The 15,753-nt window shown below is 56.5% G+C and carries 16 protein-coding genes; 1 reads left to right on the plus strand and 15 read right to left on the minus strand.

Annotation, left to right across the window (positions count from 1 at the left end; all coding sequences use genetic code 11):
• Nucleotides 1-83: 83 nt before the first annotated feature.
• The 12 genes from rpoS to cysD form a co-directional block, all read right to left on the minus strand.
• Nucleotides 84-1,076, minus strand: coding sequence for an RNA polymerase sigma factor RpoS (gene rpoS / locus AAE045_RS00515; RefSeq protein WP_121264162.1), 993 nt, complete (start codon nt 1,074-1,076; stop codon nt 84-86).
• Between the two features lie 58 nt (nt 1,077-1,134).
• A complete protein-coding gene (gene nlpD, locus AAE045_RS00520; protein ID WP_455546024.1) occupies nt 1,135-2,298 on the minus strand; it encodes a murein hydrolase activator NlpD in 1,164 nt (387 codons plus the stop codon).
• A 104-nt stretch (nt 2,299-2,402) separates the two neighbouring features.
• Nucleotides 2,403-3,029, minus strand: coding sequence for a protein-L-isoaspartate(D-aspartate) O-methyltransferase (locus tag AAE045_RS00525; protein ID WP_455546025.1), 627 nt, complete (start codon nt 3,027-3,029; stop codon nt 2,403-2,405).
• Nucleotides 3,023-3,784 carry a 5'/3'-nucleotidase SurE gene (surE, locus tag AAE045_RS00530; RefSeq protein ID WP_455546026.1) on the minus strand — a complete coding sequence of 254 codons (762 nt, stop codon included), beginning with the start codon at nt 3,782-3,784 and terminating at the stop codon, nt 3,023-3,025. The genes AAE045_RS00525 and surE overlap by 7 nt, the downstream gene beginning before the upstream one ends.
• Nucleotides 3,765-4,811 carry a tRNA pseudouridine(13) synthase TruD gene (gene truD / locus AAE045_RS00535; RefSeq protein ID WP_455546027.1) on the minus strand — a complete coding sequence of 349 codons (1,047 nt, stop codon included), beginning with the start codon at nt 4,809-4,811 and terminating at the stop codon, nt 3,765-3,767. Before truD ends, surE begins: the two co-directional genes overlap by 20 nt.
• The gene (gene ispF, locus AAE045_RS00540; RefSeq protein ID WP_455425538.1) at nt 4,811-5,290 is read right to left on the minus strand and encodes a 2-C-methyl-D-erythritol 2,4-cyclodiphosphate synthase; all 480 of its coding nucleotides are present in this window, start codon (nt 5,288-5,290) and stop codon (nt 4,811-4,813) included. Before ispF ends, truD begins: the two co-directional genes overlap by 1 nt.
• Nucleotides 5,290-6,000 carry a 2-C-methyl-D-erythritol 4-phosphate cytidylyltransferase gene (ispD, locus tag AAE045_RS00545; RefSeq protein ID WP_455546028.1) on the minus strand — a complete coding sequence of 237 codons (711 nt, stop codon included), beginning with the start codon at nt 5,998-6,000 and terminating at the stop codon, nt 5,290-5,292. Before ispD ends, ispF begins: the two co-directional genes overlap by 1 nt.
• A 19-nt stretch (nt 6,001-6,019) precedes the next feature.
• Nucleotides 6,020-6,334 carry a cell division protein FtsB gene (gene ftsB / locus AAE045_RS00550; RefSeq protein ID WP_167612559.1) on the minus strand — a complete coding sequence of 105 codons (315 nt, stop codon included), beginning with the start codon at nt 6,332-6,334 and terminating at the stop codon, nt 6,020-6,022.
• A gap of 182 nt (nt 6,335-6,516) precedes the next feature.
• Nucleotides 6,517-6,840: a DUF3561 family protein gene (locus AAE045_RS00555; RefSeq protein WP_455546029.1), complete on the minus strand. Its 324-nt coding sequence runs from the start codon at nt 6,838-6,840 to the stop codon at nt 6,517-6,519.
• A 53-nt stretch (nt 6,841-6,893) separates the two neighbouring features.
• The gene (gene cysC, locus AAE045_RS00560; RefSeq protein WP_455546030.1) at nt 6,894-7,499 is read right to left on the minus strand and encodes an adenylyl-sulfate kinase; all 606 of its coding nucleotides are present in this window, start codon (nt 7,497-7,499) and stop codon (nt 6,894-6,896) included.
• Nucleotides 7,499-8,926, minus strand: a complete 1,428-nt coding sequence (gene cysN, locus AAE045_RS00565) for a sulfate adenylyltransferase subunit CysN (protein ID WP_455546031.1) — start codon at nt 8,924-8,926, stop codon at nt 7,499-7,501. Before cysN ends, cysC begins: the two co-directional genes overlap by 1 nt.
• Before the next feature lie 11 nt (nt 8,927-8,937).
• Nucleotides 8,938-9,846 (minus strand): sulfate adenylyltransferase subunit CysD, encoded by a 909-nt coding sequence (cysD, locus tag AAE045_RS00570; protein WP_455546032.1) that lies wholly within the window; start codon nt 9,844-9,846, stop codon nt 8,938-8,940.
• Nucleotides 9,847-10,117: 271 nt separating this feature from the next.
• On the opposite strand from cysD, the gene AAE045_RS00575 reads away from it, so the two are divergent.
• On the plus strand, nt 10,118-11,158 hold the full coding sequence (locus tag AAE045_RS00575; protein WP_455546033.1) for an aminopeptidase: 1,041 nt from the start codon (nt 10,118-10,120) through the stop codon (nt 11,156-11,158).
• A gap of 46 nt (nt 11,159-11,204) precedes the next feature.
• On the opposite strand, the gene cysH is transcribed toward AAE045_RS00575, so the two are convergent.
• The 3 genes from cysH to cysJ form a co-directional block, all read right to left on the minus strand.
• Nucleotides 11,205-11,939, minus strand: coding sequence for an adenylyl/phosphoadenylyl-sulfate reductase (gene cysH, locus AAE045_RS00580; RefSeq protein ID WP_455425545.1), 735 nt, complete (start codon nt 11,937-11,939; stop codon nt 11,205-11,207).
• Between the two features lie 93 nt (nt 11,940-12,032).
• Entirely contained in the window at nt 12,033-13,745 is a 1,713-nt protein-coding gene (gene cysI / locus AAE045_RS00585) for an assimilatory sulfite reductase (NADPH) hemoprotein subunit (RefSeq protein ID WP_455546034.1), read from the minus strand.
• The gene (gene cysJ / locus AAE045_RS00590) at nt 13,745-15,550 is read right to left on the minus strand and encodes an NADPH-dependent assimilatory sulfite reductase flavoprotein subunit (RefSeq protein ID WP_455546035.1); all 1,806 of its coding nucleotides are present in this window, start codon (nt 15,548-15,550) and stop codon (nt 13,745-13,747) included. Before cysJ ends, cysI begins: the two co-directional genes overlap by 1 nt.
• Nucleotides 15,551-15,753: the final 203 nt, after the last annotated feature.

Raw genomic sequence — 15,753 nt, forward strand, 5'->3', positions numbered from 1 at the left:
CGGATGGCGCTGCGTTTATCCGGCCTACAAAAAGCATAAAAAAAGCGGTGACATCAGTCACCGCTTTTTTATTTGAAGAGTCTTTATTCGCGGAACAGCGCTTCGATATTCAGCCCCTGAGTCTGCAGAATTTCACGCAGACGACGCAGGCCTTCAACCTGAATCTGACGAACACGTTCACGAGTCAGGCCGATTTCACGACCTACATCTTCCAGTGTTGCAGCTTCATAGCCTAACAGACCAAAGCGACGAGCCAGCACTTCACGCTGCTTAGCGTTCAGTTCAAACAGCCACTTCACGATGCTTTGCTTCATATCATCGTCTTGCGTGGTGTCTTCAGGTCCGTTGTCTTTTTCGTCTGCCAGAATGTCTAACAGCGCTTTCTCAGAGTCACCGCCCAGCGGGGTGTCTACTGAGGTAATGCGTTCGTTAAGACGCAGCATACGGCTGACGTCATCAACGGGTTTATCCAGCTGCTCTGCAATCTCTTCCGCACTCGGCTCATGGTCGAGCTTGTGGGAGAGTTCACGAGCGGTACGCAGATAAACGTTCAGCTCTTTCACGATGTGAATTGGCAGGCGAATCGTACGGGTTTGGTTCATGATTGCCCGTTCGATGGTCTGACGAATCCACCATGTTGCATAGGTTGAGAAGCGGAACCCACGCTCAGGGTCAAACTTCTCTACCGCACGAATCAGCCCCAGATTCCCCTCTTCAATCAGATCCAGCAGCGCCAGACCACGATTGCTGTAACGACGGGCAATCTTAACCACCAGACGCAGGTTACTTTCGATCATGCGACGGCGGGAGGCAACATCACCACGCAGCGCGCGGCGAGCAAAGTAAACTTCTTCTTCGGCGGTCAGTAATGGGGAATAGCCAATCTCCCCAAGATAAAGCTGAGTCGCATCTAATACACGCTGCGTGGCGCCCTGTGACAACAGCTCCTCTTCGGCAATGTCGTTATCACTGGGCTCCTCTTCTACAAGGGCTTTTTCATCAAAAGCCTCAACTCCGTTCTCATCAAATTCCGCGTCTTCGGTTAACTCATTAACTTTCAGCGTATTCTGACTCATAAGGTGGCTCCTACCCGTGATCCCTGGGCAAAGCACTTATGTGGAGTGCTTTGCCGGCTTATCGCTGCGGTAAATAACGCAGCGGGTTGACGGATTTCCCCTTGTAACGAATTTCAAAATGCAATCTTGTTGAACTGGTTCCGGTGCTACCCATGGTAGCTATCTTCTGCCCCGCCGTGATTTCTTGTTGTTCCCGGACCAGCATCGTATCGTTATGGGCGTAGGCACTCAGGTAATCATCATTGTGTTTAATGATGATCAGATTACCGTAACCACGCAGTGCGTTACCGGCATATACTACGCGGCCTGAAGCGGTCGCGATGATAGCCTGTCCTTTACTGCCGGCGATATCGATCCCTTTATTGCCACCCTCAGTGGCAGAGAAGTTCTCGATAACCTTGCCATCAGTCGGCCAGCGCCAGGTCGAGATTGGCGCGCTGTCGGACGTGCTGCTGGCAGTGGGTGCGGTAGTTGTAGAGCTAACCACAGGTGCCGTAGCCGGTGCTGTGACGGCTGTCGCAGCGGGCTTATTATTCGGCAACATTTTGTTAGCACTCTGTTCACCTGAGTCCTCAGAATACGTAATTGTCGGTGTAGAAGCAACCACTGCGGTTGAGTTTTGCGCAGCCGGATTGTTCACGCCTTGAGCAGTTGCGTCAGCCTGGGTGACGGCATTTCCGCCGGTAATTGGCGTGCCGGATGCGCTGCCAACTTGCAGCGTCTGACCCACCTCCAGACCATACGGGGCCGCGACGTTGTTACGTTGCGCGAGGTCACGGAAATCGTTGCCGGTGATCCACGCAATGTAGAACAATGTATCCCCGCGTTTCACCGTATAGGTGCTGCCTCCGGCATAGCTGCCTTTCGGAATATTCCCATACTTGCGGTTATAAACGATACGCCCGTTTTCCGTTTGTACAGGTTGAGACTGGACCACCGGCTGGCTTTGAACCGGCTGGGCCTGCTGTACTGGCTGAGTCTGTACGGGCTGTATCGCCGGCTGCTGAACCGGCTGAACTTGAGGGGTCGGCGCTGGCGCAGACATCTGCGGAGGCTGGGCTACCTGCGCACCGTCAGCGGTGCTGCTCCCTGCGCTACTGCTGCCACCGACAGAGCTAATTGGTGCCTGAGTCGTGCTATTGCTACAACCAGCCAGCCACAGGCTAACCAGCGATAGCGCCGCAATGCGACGTAGAGTAAAAGTCGGGCTTCCCGCGCTCATAAATCCCCCAAAAAATGAAACCACTACATGCTTATGAAAATACGATAGGTTTAACCCTGCAACGTTACGCTAAAGCTCTGGTAAAAAAACAAGAAATATCCAGGTTATGCCAGCTCGCCCTTCACTAAGGGTACAAAACGAACGGCTTCTACCGTATCAATAATAAATTCGCCACCGTGGCGACGAACGCGTTTTAAAAACTGCCGATCTTCGCCTACCGGCAGAACCAGTATTCCGCCCTCGTCCAGCTGTGATAACAAAGCCGAAGGGATCTCAGGCGGCGCTGCCGTAACAATGATAGCGTCAAATGGCGCGCGCGCATGCCAGCCTTGCCAGCCATCACCGTGGCGGGTAGAAATATTATGCAGATCCAGCTGTTTCAGACGACGCCGTGCGTGCCATTGCAGCCCTTTGATTCGCTCAACGGAACACACGTGATGGACAAGATGGGCAAGAATCGCGGTTTGATACCCCGAGCCGGTGCCGATTTCCAGCACCCGGGATTCCGGCGTCAGCTCAAGCAGTTCGGTCATGCGGGCAACCATGTACGGCTGCGAAATGGTCTGGCCTGAGCCAATCGGCAGCGCCGTGTTTTCCCAGGCTTTGTGCTCAAACGCTTCGTCGACAAATTTTTCCCGCGGCACCAGCGCAATCGCATCCAGGACTTTGTCGTCCTGAATGCCCTGAGCACGAAGCTGAGTGAGAAGGTCTTGTACGCGTTTGCTTACCATTCCCCGGCGACTCCCGCTTTGCTTAGCCAGCTGCTCACAACGTCATGGGCGCTGTGGGCGGTTAAATCCACATGTAGCGGAGTGACAGAAACATACCCCTCATCAACGGCGGCGAAATCCGTGTCCGGACCCGCATCGTACTTGTCTCCCGGCGGACCAATCCAGTAGAGCGTATTACCGCGAGGATCTTCCTGCGGGATGACTTTATCTGCCGGATGGCGGCTGCCGCAGCGCGTGACGCGAATACCCTTAATTTCGTCGAGGGGTAAATCAGGCACGTTGATGTTAAGAATACGGCCGGTGCGCAGGGGTTCGCGCGATAAAGCTCGCAAAATTGAACAGGTGACGGCAGCGGCCGTATCGTAGTGCTGATAACCATTTAATGAGACGGCAAGCGCGGGAAAACCTAAATGACGACCTTCCATGGCCGCGGCGACGGTGCCGCTATAAATAACGTCGTCGCCCAGGTTTGGCCCGGCATTAATACCGGCGACCACCACGTCAGGACGAGGGCGCATCAGCGCGTTCACGCCAAGATAGACGCAGTCCGTCGGCGTGCCCATCTGGACGGAAATGTCGCCGTTAGCCAGCGTAAAAGTGCGCAGTGAGGATTCAAGCGTCAGTGAGTTTGATGCGCCACTGCGATTACGGTCCGGGGCCACGACCTGCACCTCGGCAAATTCCCGCAAGGCTTTCGCCAGCGCCTGAATGCCCGGCGCATGGATCCCGTCATCGTTACTCAGCAATATTCGCATAGTCACCCGGCGTGTTCATCAGTTCCCTTACAACACTGGTGGCGAAGCTGCCGGCAGGCAGCCAGAAGCTGACCTCAACCGTCACATCATCCCACCAGCTCCAGCGTAATTCTTCTGGTTTAACCAGCATGGCACGTCGTGCGGCTTCGACTCGCTCGCGCACCAACAATGCCTGTAGATCGGTTTCCTGCTCAACGCTTTGCTGCTCGAAGGCCAGCGCTTCATTGAGCGTCCCCCACGCGCCATCGCCCGGCAGCGGTGCCGTAATCAGCAGTTCGCCGCCGTCAACGCGAGGTTGTAATACCGGGAGTTCTTCGGCAGTGGCAACAAACCAGCTGCCGCGTCCTGCCAATTGTAGCGCATCGCCATCAACAACTTGATTAAAGTCTGGTTTTTTCAGTCTAAGGCTAACAATCTGATTAAACAACGCGCTACGGGCCGCTGACAAATAAAAACTGCGTTTATTGCGATCGCGCAGCGGAGCGTTAGTCTGCGCCCAGCGGCGGGCCTGGTTCAGGTTATTACCGCCGATGCCAAAACGCTGGCTGCCAAAGTAGTTCGGCACGCCGTCGCGCAGAATAAGATTCAGCCGCGCTTCCAGCTCTTCGCGATGACTGACCTCACGCAGCACAAGGGTGAAGTTATTCCCCTTCAGCGCCCCAAGGCGCAGCTTGCGGCGGTGGCGTGCGTACTCCAGCACTTCACACCCTTCCAGCTCAAATGCGCTCATGTCAGGCATCTCTTTGCCCGGCAGACGCACGCAGAACCACTGTTCGGTGACGGCATGCTTATCTTTCTGCCCGGCGAAGCTGACTTCGCGAGCGTGAACCTTGAGGAATTTCGCCAGCGCGTCGGCCACAAAGCGGGTGTTACAGCCCTTTTTCAGGATGCGCAGCAGCAGGTGCTCGCCGTCGCCGTCCGGGCCAAACCCCAGATCCTCGGTAACCATGAAATCCTCGGGGCTGGCTTTGATAAGCCCCGTCCCTTCCGGCTTGCCATGCAGCCAGGTGAGATTTTGCATATCCATTACGGGCGAGCCTTATGCAGCAGCGCGACCGCCTCACAGGCAATGCCTTCACCGCGCCCGGTAAAACCAAGCTTTTCGGTGGTGGTAGCTTTAACGTTAACGTCATCCATGTGGCAGCCGAGATCCTCGGCGATAAACACGCGCATCTGGGGGATGTGCGGTGCCATTTTCGGCGCCTGAGCAATAATGGTGACATCGACGTTGCCCAGGGTGTAGCCCTTAGCCTGAATACGACGCCAGGCTTCGCGCAGCAGCTCGCGGCTGTCCGCGCCCTTGTAGGCGGCGTCAGTATCCGGGAACAGCTTGCCGATATCGCCCAGCGCGGCGGCGCCAAGCAGCGCATCGGTCAGCGCATGGAGTGCAACGTCGCCGTCAGAATGGGCCAGCAACCCTTTTTCGAAAGGCACGCGAACGCCGCCAATGATAATCGGGCCTTCGCCGCCAAAAGCGTGTACGTCAAAACCATGTCCGATACGCATTAAATATTCTCCGTTTGGGTTAACCGCGTGAGGTAAAACTCTGCGAGCCGCAGATCTTCCGGGCGCGTCACTTTTATATTATCGGCGCGGGCGCTAATTAATTCGGGATGGAAGCCGCAGTATTCAAGGGCCGAGGCTTCATCGGTGATCGTCGCTCCCTCGTTCAGCGCGCGCAGCAGGCAGCTTCGCAATAGCTCAAGCGGGAAAAGCTGCGGCGTCAGCGCGTGCCAGAGGTCTTCACGCTCGACGGTATGGGCGATAAGGGGCTTGCCTGGCTCACCGCGCTTCATCGTGTCGCGCACCGGAGCCGCAAGAATACCGCCAACCTTGCTGGTTTCAGTAATGGCCAACAGGCGCGCCAGGTCATCCTGATGCAGACAGGGACGTGCGGCATCGTGCACCAGCACCCATTCAGCCTGCCCTGCGGCCTGAAGGCCAGCCAGCACGGAATCGGCGCGCTGCCCTCCTCCGTTCACCACGGTAATACGGGGATCGGCTGCCAGCGGCAAAGCGGTGAACCAGGTGTCTGTAGGGCTGATGGCAATGACGACATGGCAGACACGCGGATTTGCCAGCAGGCTCGCGACCGCATGTTCAAGAATGGTTTTATTGCCGATGTGCAGATATTGCTTTGGACATTCCGTTTGCATACGGCTGCCGATTCCGGCGGCCGGCACCACGGCAATTACGTCCCGTGAGGAGTCTGCCATGAGAATCACTTACGCTTGTTTATCGATTGTTCTGCGCGGCATTGTTGCCGGCGCGCTTAGAGGTGTCCGGCACCAGGCGGTAGAAGGTTTCACCAGGCTTAGTCATGCTCAGTTCGTTGCGCGCGCGCTCTTCGATGGCCTCCTGGCCGCCGTTAAGATCGTCAATTTCAGCAAACAGCTGATCGTTACGCGCCTTCAGTTTGGCGTTAGTCGCCTGCTGAGCAGCCACGTCTTCGTTGACTCGCGTATAATCATGCACGCCATTTTTACCGAACCACAGCGAATACTGCAGCCAGACCAGCAAGGCCAGCAACAGCAGCGTTAGTTTACCCATCCTGCCCCCTGAAAAACGGCACACCCATTCCACAACTGCGTGTCTGACTCCACTTGTAACCCCAACAGGGTCGCGGGCACAAAGTGAGTCGACAAATTTGCGGCAGAATTTATCACAGATCGCGCCGACATGCGCGCTTGCAGGAGGTTTAGCTTAAATCGCGGCATTTTCGTCGGCCAGGCTCAACCCATCAGCCACATGAATAAAACGCCGAACATCAGCCCTACGGTGATGACCGTGGCAGGGCAGCTGTAAACGAGCTTGCCGCTAAGCAGCGAATGCAGCGCTATGCCCACCACGACGGCAACGGGCATTAGCGCAAGGAAGAAAGGCCAGGTATAAAGGAAGAAAAACAGGGTGTTAGGGCCGTACATCAGAAATGGAATGCCAAGCGCGAGCAGCCACGACAAAAAGCCGATGAAAGCCCCTGGCAGTGACCAGGTGGTTTCTTCGGCTGACGGTCCAGGTTCAGTCTGTGAAATAACAATGTTCGAGCTGTTGCGCATAACGAATCCGGTGGCCTGGCTGGCCGGACGCAGTGATGCGCCAGGCACTCTCATTAGGCTTTGATAATATCGTCACGACGCAGCAGGTCTAACAATTGCGCAATCAAATTTGTTACCAATTGTTCGCCGTCTAAGTAAATTTCCGGCTCGCTCGGAGATTCATACAATGAATCAATCCCGGTGAAATTTCGCAGCTCGCCGGCCCGGGCTTTTTTATACAGTCCTTTAGGATCGCGCGCTTCGCAGATCTCAAGCGGGGTATCAACAAACACTTCGATAAACCGCCCTTCCCCGATAAGCTCGCGCACCATCTGCCGCTCTGCACGATGAGGTGAGATAAAGGCCGTCAGCACCACCAGCCCGGCATCTACCATCAGTTTAGCGACTTCACCTACCCGGCGAATATTCTCTTTGCGATCGGCGTCGCTGAACCCCAAATCACGGCACAGCCCGTGGCGCACGTTGTCGCCGTCAAGCAGATAGGTGCTGACGCCCAGCTTGTGCAGCGCTTCCTCAAGCGCACCGGCGACGGTGGATTTACCGGAGCCGGATAGCCCGGTGAACCACAGCACCGCCCCGCGATGCTGATGAAGCCGCTCACGCTGCTCCTGAGTCACAGGATGGGCATGCCAGACGACGTTATCGTCGTGCTCTGCCATTACTTGCCTCCCAGCAAATCACGCGCGCCCCAGTGTGGGAAATGACGACGCACCAGCGCGTTCAGCTCCAGCTCAAAGGCGCTGAATGCAGAAGGTTCCTGATATACCTCTTCCTGCGGCTCACGGACCATACCCGCGCCTACGGTGACGTTAGTCAGGCGATCGATAAAGATAAGCCCGCCGGTAACCGGGTTTTCCTGATATTTATCCAGCACTAACGGCTCGTCGAAGGTTAAATCCACAAGGCCGATACCGTTAAGCGGCAGGCTTTCCACCACGCGCTGGGTCAGGGAGTTAATCTCTACCTGGTAGTGGATGTTATCCACGCGGGCGCGGGTCTTTTTGCCAGCGATTTTAATGTCGTAGCTCTGGCCCGGCACCAGCGCCTGCTCTGCCATCCAGACCACATCAACCTTCGCGGTTTGCACGGCTGGCAGCGAGTCGCCTGCATCCACCAGCAGGTCGCCGCGGCTGATGTCGATTTCGTCTTTCAGCACCAGGGTGATCGCCTCCCCGGCAGCAGCTTGTTGCAAATCTCCATCAAACGTTACGATTCGCGCAATGGAGGACTCAACGCCGGACGGTAAAACTTTCACGCGCTGCCCGACCTTCACCACGCCGGAAGCGAGAGTACCGGCATAGCCACGGAAATCCAGATTCGGGCGGTTTACATACTGTACCGGGAAGCGCATTGGCTGCTGATCAACGATGCGCTTAACCTCGACCGTTTCCAGCAGTTCAAGAAGCGTAGGCCCGGTGTACCACGGCATATTTGCGCTTTGCGTCGCAACGTTGTCGCCTTCCAGCGCGGACAGCGGCACGAAGCGGATATCCAGGTCAGACGGCAGCTGTTCGGCAAACGTCAGGTAGTCCTGCTTAATCTGCTCAAACGTCTCTTCGCTGAACTCAACCAGATCCATTTTATTGACGGCTACCACCAGGTGTTTGATCCCCAATAACGTGGAGATAAAGCTGTGGCGGCGGGTCTGATCCAGCACGCTTTTACGCGCGTCGATCAGCAGAATCGCCAGCTCGCAGGTGGAAGCACCCGTAGCCATGTTGCGGGTGTACTGCTCGTGTCCCGGCGTATCGGCGATAATAAATTTGCGCTTCTCGGTAGAGAAATAGCGATAGGCCACGTCGATGGTAATGCCCTGCTCGCGTTCGGCCTGTAGGCCATCTACCAGCAGCGCCAGATCGAGCTTCTCGCCCTGGGTGCCGTGGCGCTTGCTGTCGGTTTGCAGCGAGGAGAGCTGATCTTCGTAGATCTGACGCGTGTCGTGCAGCAGTCGTCCAATCAGCGTGCTCTTCCCGTCATCCACGCTGCCGCAGGTCAGGAAGCGCAGCAGGCTTTTGTGTTGCTGAGCGTGCAGATAGGCTTCTACGCCACCCTCTTCGGCAATTTGTTGTGCAATGGTGCTGTTCATCTGGCGGCTCCTTAGAAATAACCCTGGCGTTTCTTCAGCTCCATGGAGCCGGCCTGGTCGCGGTCAATCATGCGGCCCTGGCGTTCACTGGTGGTGGAAACCAGCATCTCTTCGATGATCTCCGGCAGCGTCTGAGCGCTGGACTCAACCGCGCCGGTGAGCGGCCAGCAGCCGAGGGTACGGAAGCGCACCATTTTCTGCTTGATGACTTCGCCCGGCTGCAGGTCGATACGGTCATCGTCAATCATCATCAGCATGCCGTCACGCTCCAGTACGGGACGCGGCGCTGCCAGGTAGAGCGGAACAATGTCGATATTTTCCAGGTAGATGTACTGCCAGATATCCAGCTCCGTCCAGTTGGAGAGCGGGAACACGCGAATGCTTTCGCCTTTGTTTATCTGCCCGTTGTAGTTATGCCACAGTTCCGGGCGCTGGTTTTTCGGGTCCCAGCGGTGGAAACGGTCGCGGAACGAGTAGATACGTTCTTTGGCGCGGGATTTCTCTTCGTCGCGACGCGCGCCGCCAAAGGCCGCATCGAAACCGTATTTATTCAGCGCCTGCTTCAGCCCTTCGGTTTTCATGATATCGGTGTGCTTGGCGCTGCCGTGCACGAAAGGGTTGATGCCCATCGCCACGCCTTCGGGATTTTTATGCACCAGAAGCTCGCAGCCGTAGGCCTTCGCGGTACGGTCGCGGAACTCGTACATCTCACGGAATTTCCAGCCGGTATCCACGTGCAGCAGCGGGAAAGGCAGCGTGCCCGGATAAAAGGCCTTACGCGCCAGATGCAACATCACCGACGAATCTTTGCCGATTGAATACATCATTACCGGATTGGAAAATTCGGCAGCGACCTCGCGGATAATATGGATGCTTTCTGCCTCCAGTTGCCGCAGGTGAGTGAGTCGTTTTTGGTCCATAACCTTCCCTTAAAGCTGCGATTAGCACGACGGGTCATAGCCCGACCGTTTGCATGAAATTACAGGGACTATAAGACGCAGGGTTATTTGATATGAAATTACGAATTGGAATGAGTAGTTCCACAAAGGAATAACGCCCTGGAAAACTAAATTACAAAATGTGCTTAACGGGAGGTTTAACGGGGCTTTAGGACGATTTGGAATTGTTTAACGCAGGTCACAGTTTCATACTAGCCACGCAAAAATTACGCATAATAAAAAAGGATCGACTATGTTTTCCGCGCAGCGCTTCTGGGCTGTTTCTCTTGCGCTGGGGATGGGCTTCTCCCTGCCTGCCGAAGCCACCACGACACATCTGGGTAAAACTGCCGAAGCGCAGACTCGCCATATAGCCACCGTTTTTCCAGGCCGTATGACCGGCAGCCCCGCCGAAATGCTTACCGCCGATTATCTGCAGGAACAGTTCATACAGTATGGCTACCAGGCCGATATTCGCCGCTTTAAGACCCGCTATCTCTATACCACCAAAGACGGCCATCAGAGCTGGCATCACGTCAGCGCAAGCCAGGTGATTGCCGCGAGAGAGGGGAAAGAGCCGCAGCAGATTATTATTATGGCGCACCTGGATACCTTCATCCCGCTGAGCGATGCCGATACCAATAATAATCTCGGTGGCCTGACGCTACAGGGCGTGGACGACAACGCCTCCGGCCTCGGCGTAATGCTGGAGCTGGCCCAACGTATGGCAAAGGTTCCGACGCGCTACGGCATTCGCTTTATCGCCACCAGCGGCGAGGAGCTCGGCGAACTGGGGGCTGCAAACATCCTCAGCCGCATGAGCGAAGAAGAGAGGAAAAACACTCTTCTTGTGATCAATCTCGACAGCCTCGTGACCGGTGACCGGCTCTATTTTAATAGCGGCATAAAAACGCCGATGCCGGTGCGCAAACTAACGCGTGACCGTGCGATTACGCTGGCCCGTCAGCTGGGTATTCAGGCCGCCACCAACCCGGGCCGCAATAAACAGTATCCAAAAGGAACCGGCTGCTGCAACGATGCCGAACCTTTCGACAAAGCAGGCATACCCGTGCTGTCCGTAGAAGCCACTAACTGGTCGCTGGGCAAAAAAGATGGCTATCAGCAGCGGGCCAAAAATAAAGCCTTCCCGGACGGGTCAAGCTGGCACAGCGCGCTGCTGGATAATCAGCAGCACCTTGATAAATGGCTGCCGGGCCGCATAGAAAAACGCAGCCGCGACGTCGTCAGTATCATGCTGCCGCTGGTGAAGGAGCTGGCGAAGGCGGGGAAATAGGTCTTAAAAAATAAGGTGGGTCAGCGCCCACCTTACTATCTCTGAATCAGCCTTCGTGCAGCCCGCACTCGCGCTTCAGGCCAAAGAATCTTGTCTCTTCTTCTGCCATGCCCGGCTCCCACTTGCGGGTTGTGTGGGTATCGCCAACTGACAGATAGCCCTGATCCCACAGAGGATGGTATTTCAGGCCGTGCGCGGTGAGGTACTGGTACACAGTGCGGTTGTCCCAGTCGATAATTGGCAGGATTTTAAACACGCCGCGCTGAATCGCCAGCACCGGTAAATTCGCACGGCTGCCGGACTGTTCGCGGCGCAGGCCTGCGAACCACGTTTGGCCGCCCAACTCCTGCAAGGCGCGGTTCATCGGCTCGACTTTGTTGATCTCATTGTATTTCTCTATGCCCTCAACGCCCTGCTCCCAGAGCTTGCCGTAGCGTGCCTCCTGCCATGCCGCACTTTCTTTTGCGCTAAACACCTTGAGGTTCAGCTTCAGCTTGTCCGTCAGCTCGTCGATAAACTGGTAGGTTTCCGGGAACAGATAGCCGGTATCGGTGAGGATCACCGGAATATCCGGGCGCAGCTGGGTAACCAGATGCAGGCTCACCGCCGCCTGAATACCAAAGCTTGAGGACAACACGAATTCGCCGGGCAGGTTTTCCAGCGCCCAGCCGACGCGCTGCTCCGCGGTCAGCTTTTCAAGCTGGGTATTTACCTCGGCCAGCGCCATTACGCGTTCGACTTTTGGCAGTTCGTTCAGTGCTTTTAGATCGAGTACGGACATACGTGCCTCGCTTATTGGCAAAAATCATGGTGGATGACGCTGCCGCTTATCCACCCTACAAAAAACCAGTGCAGCGTCCCCCGCCGATGAATGTTAATCCCACAAATCCCGGGCAGGATCGAGCACCGGACGGATAATCCCGGCGCGGATGGTGAAGTCGCCGAAGCCTTCATCCCCTTCACGCTCTTTCGCCCAGCGCCCCACCAGCTCATCAATGGAAGCCAGAATTTCCGGCTCGGTGATGTTCTCGCGGTACATGCGCGGGATGCGCGTGCCGATGCGGTTACCGCCGATGTGCAGGTTGTAGCGGCCAGGTGCTTTACCCACCAGGCCGATTTCCGCCAGCATTGCGCGGCCACAGCCGTTCGGGCAGCCGGTTACGCGCAGAACGATGTTCTCTTCGCCGACGTGGTGCTTCTCCATCACATCTTCAACTTTAGTCACAAACTGCGGCAGGAAGCGTTCTGCTTCCGCCATCGCCAGCGGACAGGTCGGGAAGGCGACGCAGGCCATGGAGTTTTCACGCTGCGGTTTCACCGCGTGCATCAGGCCGCTTTCTTTCGCCAGCTTCTCGATTTTCGCCTTTTCGCTTTCCGGCACGCCTGCCACAATCAGGTTCTGGTTGGCCGTCAGGCGGAAATCACCTTTGTGGATCTTCGCGATCTCCAGCAGGCCGGTTTTCAGCGGACGATCCGGGTAGTCCAGAATACGGCCGTTTTCGATAAACAGCGTCAGATGCCATTTATCATCGATGCCTTTAACCCAGCCGATGCGGTCGCCGCGGCCGGTGAATTCGTATGGACGAATCGGCTCGAAGGTAATGCCCGCACGGCGTTCAACTTCCGCTTTAAACACGTCAACGCCGACGCGCTCAAGGGTATATTTGGTTTTCGCATTTTTACGGTCGGTACGGTTACCCCAGTCGCGCTGGGTAGTCACCACCGCTTCCGCAACGGCAAGGGTGTGCTCCAGCGGGATGTAGCCGAACTCGCTCGCGGTGCGGGCGTAGGTGGCTTTGTTGCCATGCTCGATGGACAGCCCGCCGCCTACCAGCAGGTTGAAGCCCACCAGCTTGCCGTCTTTGGCGATGGCGATGAAGTTCATGTCGTTCGCATGCAGATCCACATCGTTCTGCGGCGGCACCACAACCGTGGTTTTAAACTTACGCGGCAGATAGGTCGCGCCCAGAATCGGCTCTTCGTCGGTGGTCGCGACTTTCTCTTTGTCCCACCAGATTTCAGCATACGCGCGGGTGCGCGGCAGCAGGTGCTCAGAGAGTTTTTTCGCCCACTCGTAGGCTTCCTGATGCAGTTCGGACTCAATCGGGTTCGAGGTGCAAAGCACGTTACGGTTTACGTCGTTGGCGGTCGCCAGCGCGTCCAGCCCGACTTCGTGCAGCATCTCGTGCGCGGGCTTCACGTTCTTTTTCAGAATGCCGTGAAACTGGAACGTCTGGCGGTTAGTCAGACGGATGCTGCCGTAGATGGTTTTATCTTCGGCGAACTTATCAATGGCGCGCCACTGCTGGGTGGTGATGATGCCGCCGGGCAGACGGCAGCGCAGCATCATGGCGTGACGCGGCTCCAGCTTCTGCTCGGCGCGTTCGGCACGGATGTCACGGTCGTCCTGCTGGTACATGCCGTGGAAGCGGATCAGCAGGAAGTTGTCGCCCTTAAAGCCGCCGGTCAGGCCATCCTGCAAATCTTCTTTGATGGTACCGCGCAGGAAATTGCTTTCCAGCTTCAGGCGCTCGGCGTCAGCCAGTTTTCCTTCGACCACTAACGGTCCCGGGTGTTTATCGCTCATTAGTAGACATCTCGCTGATAACGGCGCTCAACGCGCAGCTCACTTAAAAATTCATCGGCCGTCTCGGTGTCCATGCCACCGAATTCGGCTACCACTTCCAGTAAAACCTGCTCAACGTCTTTCGCCATGCGATTGGCATCGCCGCAGACGTAAATGTGGGCGCCTTCCTGAATCCAGCTCCACAGCTCCGCGCCTTTTTCGCGCAGTTTATCTTGTACGTATATTTTGTGTTCCTGGTCGCGGGACCAGGCGAGGTCGATATTGGTCAGCAGGCCGTCTTTCACGTAGCGCTGCCACTCCACCTGATAGAGGAAGTCGTCGGTGAAGTGTGGGTTGCCGAAGAACAGCCAGTTTTTGCCGCCCGCCCCGTCGTTTTCACGCTGCTGCATGAAGGCGCGGAACGGCGCAATGCCGGTGCCGGGGCCGATCATGATCACCGGCGTTTCCGGGTTGGCCGGCAGGCGGAAGTTATCGTTATGTTCGATGAACACGCGCACTTCGCCGTCCTCTTCCAGGCGGTCGGCCAGGAAGCCAGAGGCGCCGCCGGTGCGGGCACGACCTTCGATGTCGTAGCGCACTACGCCAACGGTAATGTGAACTTCGCTTTCTGCCTCAGCCTGTGAAGAGGCGATGGAGTACAGGCGCGGCGTCAGCGGACGCAGCAGCTCAACCAGCTGGTCTGCGGTCAGCTCCGCCGGGGCATAGCGCACCATGTCGACAATCGGCGTGCACTGGGCAAAGTGCTGCAGCTTAGTTTTGTCGCCGACCAGGTCGAGCAGCGCGGCATTGCGGGTAAGCTGCGCGTACTTCTCAACGATGTTCGCGGTGTTAACGGTCAGCTCAAAGTGCCACTCAAGCGCCTCGCTAAGCGGCAGGGTTTTGCCCTCAACGGTGACGGTTTCATCGCCTTTCAGCCAGAGTAGCTCAACCAGCTCTTTCACCAGGGCCGCGTCGTTCTGATACCAGACGCCGAGCGCGTCGCCGGGCTGGTAGCGAAGACCGGAATCACCAAGATCGATTTCGAGATGGCGCACGTCTTTGTCAGAGTCACGCCCGGTGATTTTCTGGTTCACCGCGAGCGTTGCGGTCAGCGGCGCTTCTTTGGTGTACGGGCTGGAGAAGACTTCGTTGACCACGCCGGTTGCCGTGGCAGCGGCCTGCGCAGGCGTTTCAGCAGGGACGCGGGATTTCAGAATATCGACGATTTTTGCGCGCCATTCCTGAGCGGCAGGCTGGAATTCAACGTCGGTGTCCACGCGATCCAGCAGCCGCTGGCCGCCCAGCTCCGCAAGCTTCGAATCGAAGTCTTTACCGGACTGACAGAAGAATTCATAGGAGGTGTCGCCCAGGCTGAATACGGCAAAGGCCGTATCGGTCAGCTTCGGTGCTTTTTTGGAGAACAGGTACTTATGCAGCGCCACCGCTTCTTCCGGCGGCTCCCCTTCCCCCTGCGTGGAGGTCACGACAACCAGCAGCTTTTCCTGGGCGATTTGTTTGAATTTATAGTCGCCAGCATTCACCAGGTTGACGTTAAGCTTCGCGGCCAGCAGGTCGTCACGCAGCTGTTCGCTGACGCGGCGCGCGTTGCCGGTCTGGGAGGCGGAAATCAAAGTGATAACCGGCACTTCCGCAGCAGGTGCCGCCGGAGCCGCAACCGCGCCCGGCTGTTGATTAATCATCCCCCAGAAATAGCCTGATAACCAGGCCAGCTGCGTCTGCGAGAAGTCTGTTGTTGCCGCCTGGAGGCGAGCCAGTTGCTCCGGGGTGAGCGGCAGCAAAGCGGTCGGTGGGGCCTGAGTAGTCATGCTTGATTGGGTTCCAGTAGCAAAAGGTCCGTTTATAACAATCAACGGTAAAAAGCATTCATGAGGGTAAGGGTAACCAGCCGGATAATAACAATTAAAGAAGGGATGGAAATAACAAATAACCAAAATGACTAACCGCTTTTTCGGGTAATCTATAACATTAAAAACGATTGATTAACCTGCTGATATTTAATGGATAATTT

The organism is Dryocola clanedunensis (genome assembly GCF_038405435.1).
Classification (GTDB): domain Bacteria; phylum Pseudomonadota; class Gammaproteobacteria; order Enterobacterales; family Enterobacteriaceae; genus Dryocola; species Dryocola clanedunensis_A.

Bases quoted from the DNA above. Each gene is read 5' to 3' on its own strand.
- rpoS (WP_121264162.1), bottom strand. From the start codon at position 1,076: ATGAGTCAGAATACGCTGAAAGTTAATGAGTTAACCGAAGACGCGGAA.
- nlpD (WP_455546024.1), bottom strand. From the start codon at position 2,298: ATGAGCGCGGGAAGCCCGACTTTTACTCTACGTCGCATTGCGGCGCTA.
- AAE045_RS00525 (WP_455546025.1), bottom strand. From the start codon at position 3,029: ATGGTAAGCAAACGCGTACAAGACCTTCTCACTCAGCTTCGTGCTCAG.
- surE (WP_455546026.1), bottom strand. From the start codon at position 3,784: ATGCGAATATTGCTGAGTAACGATGACGGGATCCATGCGCCGGGCATT.
- truD (WP_455546027.1), bottom strand. From the start codon at position 4,811: ATGGATATGCAAAATCTCACCTGGCTGCATGGCAAGCCGGAAGGGACG.
- ispF (WP_455425538.1), bottom strand. From the start codon at position 5,290: ATGCGTATCGGACATGGTTTTGACGTACACGCTTTTGGCGGCGAAGGC.
- ispD (WP_455546028.1), bottom strand. From the start codon at position 6,000: ATGGCAGACTCCTCACGGGACGTAATTGCCGTGGTGCCGGCCGCCGGA.
- ftsB (WP_167612559.1), bottom strand. From the start codon at position 6,334: ATGGGTAAACTAACGCTGCTGTTGCTGGCCTTGCTGGTCTGGCTGCAG.
- AAE045_RS00555 (WP_455546029.1), bottom strand. From the start codon at position 6,840: ATGCGCAACAGCTCGAACATTGTTATTTCACAGACTGAACCTGGACCG.
- cysC (WP_455546030.1), bottom strand. From the start codon at position 7,499: ATGGCAGAGCACGACGATAACGTCGTCTGGCATGCCCATCCTGTGACT.
- cysN (WP_455546031.1), bottom strand. From the start codon at position 8,926: ATGAACAGCACCATTGCACAACAAATTGCCGAAGAGGGTGGCGTAGAA.
- cysD (WP_455546032.1), bottom strand. From the start codon at position 9,846: ATGGACCAAAAACGACTCACTCACCTGCGGCAACTGGAGGCAGAAAGC.
- AAE045_RS00575 (WP_455546033.1), top strand. From the start codon at position 10,118: ATGTTTTCCGCGCAGCGCTTCTGGGCTGTTTCTCTTGCGCTGGGGATG.
- cysH (WP_455425545.1), bottom strand. From the start codon at position 11,939: ATGTCCGTACTCGATCTAAAAGCACTGAACGAACTGCCAAAAGTCGAA.
- cysI (WP_455546034.1), bottom strand. From the start codon at position 13,745: ATGAGCGATAAACACCCGGGACCGTTAGTGGTCGAAGGAAAACTGGCT.
- cysJ (WP_455546035.1), bottom strand. From the start codon at position 15,550: ATGACTACTCAGGCCCCACCGACCGCTTTGCTGCCGCTCACCCCGGAG.